The organism is Planktosalinus sp. (assembly GCF_059864935.1).
Genome location: NZ_JCBCCK010000199.1, coordinates 1 through 2,650 on the forward strand (window position 1 = coordinate 1; position 2,650 = coordinate 2,650).

The 2,650-nt window shown below is 36.7% G+C and carries 4 protein-coding genes; all 4 read right to left on the reverse strand.

All coding sequences use genetic code 11. The annotated features are described in order from the left end of the window. Positions 1-494: thiolase family protein (locus AC6F75_RS07180; RefSeq protein ID WP_500714291.1), on the reverse strand; the 494-nt coding region annotated here is incomplete at its 3' end. Positions 495-668: 174 nt separating this feature from the next. Next, the gene (rpmF, locus tag AC6F75_RS07185; protein ID WP_116694094.1) at positions 669-866 is read right to left on the reverse strand and encodes a 50S ribosomal protein L32; all 198 of its coding nucleotides are present in this window, start codon (positions 864-866) and stop codon (positions 669-671) included. Between the two features lie 8 nt (positions 867-874). Continuing rightward, entirely contained in the window at positions 875-1,414 is a 540-nt protein-coding gene (locus AC6F75_RS07190; protein WP_500714293.1) for a YceD family protein, read from the reverse strand. Positions 1,415-1,494: 80 nt separating this feature from the next. Next, entirely contained in the window at positions 1,495-2,556 is a 1,062-nt protein-coding gene (gene pdxA, locus AC6F75_RS07195) for a 4-hydroxythreonine-4-phosphate dehydrogenase PdxA (RefSeq protein WP_500714294.1), read from the reverse strand. Between the last annotated feature and the right edge of the window lie 94 nt (positions 2,557-2,650).

Consider the following 2,650-nt stretch of genomic DNA (forward strand, 5'->3'; position numbering starts at 1 on the left):
CCCCCGTCTCCAAAAATGATACAAGTTGTACGATCTTCATAATCTATTATTGATGACATTTTATCTGCGCCGATAAGAAGTATTTTTTTGTATCGCCCGGATTCTATGTAGCGTGCAGCAGTTGACATTCCAAACAGAAAGCTAGAGCAAGCCGCTATGAGGTCATAAGAAAAGGCATTTACAGCACCAATTTCAGTAGCAACATAAGCAGATGTAATGGCAACCGGCATGTCCGGTGTTGCCGTGGCCATAATAACCATATCAATTTCTGACGGGTCCAGATTACGTTTTAGTAGTAAATCTTTTGCTGCCTGAATGGCCAAATAAGAAGTGCCTTTGTCTTTATCTTTTAGGATCCTGCGTTCCTTAATCCCTGTTCTTGTAGTAATCCATTCGTCGTTTGTATCAACCATGCCCTCCAGCATTTTGTTGGTCAACACAAAATCGGGAACGTAAGCCCCTACAGCGGTTATTGCTGCTGTGATTTTGCTCATATTAAAATTTTAAATTCATCAAAAATTGACAAAAACACGTATAAAAAGAGTGAAAAATACGAAATTCTGATCAAATCTGGCGCAAAATAAGTTGTTTTTGAAATATAGAAAAGTTAAAAACAAAAAAACTCTCACATTTGAGTGAGAGTTAAAAAGTTTTATTTGAAATTGAAATTAGGCTTCAACCTCTTCTACTGCATCAATTACAATCTGACCCCTGTAATAAAGTTTTCCTTCATGCCAGTGTGCTCTGTGATACAAGTGAGCTTCTCCGGTTGTAGGGTCTGTTGCAATTTGAGGAGCTGTTGCTTTATAATGGGTTCTTCTTTTGTCTCTTCTGGTTTTCGAGATTTTTCTTTTAGGATGTGCCATGGCTCAATTTATTTATCCGTTAATAGTTTTTTTAGTTCGTCCCATCTGGGATCTGTTTCATTTTCTGAAGAAATTTCTTCAATATCTTTTGGTGTTAATTCTTTTAATTTTTCAAGTATTTCTGAATCTAAAGTGCCATCTTCAACTCCCGGGTGAATTCTTTTTGCCGGTAAGGACAAAATGACCAATTCGTACAAATACTGCTGAATGTTCACTTCATAGGTTCCATGGGGGACAATCAATAGTGCGTCATCTTCATCATTGAATTCATCTCCAAAATTCACAACCAGATGATGATTGCCTTCAATCGTTTGGTTATAAGGCTCGTTACTTAAATCACAGAGCACATTGACATATCCATTAACCGTAAAATGAAACTCCAGTGAATTTGATTTTTTTGTCAATAAAACATCGGCTGAAACCTCTGCTTCATTAAATTCATCATACTCAAAATGTAAAAAGAACGTATTGTCAATCTTAAAATCGAAATGATGTTCTCCTTGCTTCAACCCAACGAAAGGGATTGTAAACTCTTTCAATTGCTTCATTACATCAAACATTTCAACCTAAGTTGTTTTAACTTAAGCGGGTGCAAAGATAAAAAAATATTTTAATGCTTTGCTAATTATCAGCCCTTTTTTGTGGATAACTTTTTGGGTTGTATTTTAAGCGGATTTCGACCTATTTCTTCTTGAAGTTTTCGGTTTTTAAAAATCTTAATCGCTTTAAAAACCGCTTCTTTGAAGGAAGTGAAATCTGCAATGTTTTTACCTGCAATATCATATGCAGTTCCGTGATCAGGTGAAGTTCTAACTTTTGATAAACCAGCTGTGTAGTTTACACCCTGCCCAAAGGAAAGAGTTTTAAATGGAATCAGTCCCTGGTCGTGATATGCAGCTACGATGGCATCAAAGTTTTTATAATTGCCTGAGCCAAAAAAGCTGTCTGCTGCATAAGGGCCATAAACCAGTTTCCCTGATTGATTGATTTTTTCAAGTGTTGGCCTTAATATTTTGTCATCTTCTTCTCCAATTACACCATTGTCTCCGGTATGAGGATTTATGCCCAAAACCGCAATTTTAGGAACTGCTATGGCAAAATCATTGATTAAAGCCTGATAGATGATTTCGATTTTCTTTTCTATCAGTTTTTCAGTTATGTGGTTGGCAATTTCCTTTACGGGAATATGATCAGTAAGCAGTCCCACTTTCAGACCGTCTGTTATCATAAACATCAAACTTTCGCCGCCGAGCTCCTTGGCAAGAAAATCAGTATGTCCCGGAAATTTAAATGTATCTGACTGAATATTGTGCTTGTTTATTGGTGCTGTGACCAAAACGTGAATTTTATCGGTTTTTAAAGCTTCCACAGCTGCCTGAAGCGATTTAACTGCCAGTTCTCCGATTTTTGAAGTTTCTGAACCAAACTCAATATCGACCGACTCTTTCCAGACATTGAGCACATTTACTTTTCCAAGTACAAGTTGGTTGATGTGATCAATGCCGTGAAGATTAGTGCTGATTTCAAGCGCTTTTTTTATGAAAGACAATGATTTTACGGAAGCAAAAATCAAAGGGGTACAAAAATCCAGCATTCTGGCGTCTTCAAATGTTTTTAAAACTATCTCAGGGCCAATACCGTTGAGGTCGCCTATGGAAATGCCCACAATTATGTTTTCGTTTTTACTCATTGTTTTTTGGGTAAGCTGATTCAATTGGCTTAAATTTACAGCCTTGTAATGAGCGCAAAGTTAACTAAATCATTTGAACATGTTTACAGGAATT

Bases quoted from the DNA above. Each gene is read 5' to 3' on its own strand.
- rpmF (WP_116694094.1), bottom strand. From the start codon at position 866: ATGGCACATCCTAAAAGAAAAATCTCGAAAACCAGAAGAGACAAAAGA.
- AC6F75_RS07190 (WP_500714293.1), bottom strand. From the start codon at position 1,414: ATGAAGCAATTGAAAGAGTTTACAATCCCTTTCGTTGGGTTGAAGCAA.
- pdxA (WP_500714294.1), bottom strand. From the start codon at position 2,556: ATGAGTAAAAACGAAAACATAATTGTGGGCATTTCCATAGGCGACCTC.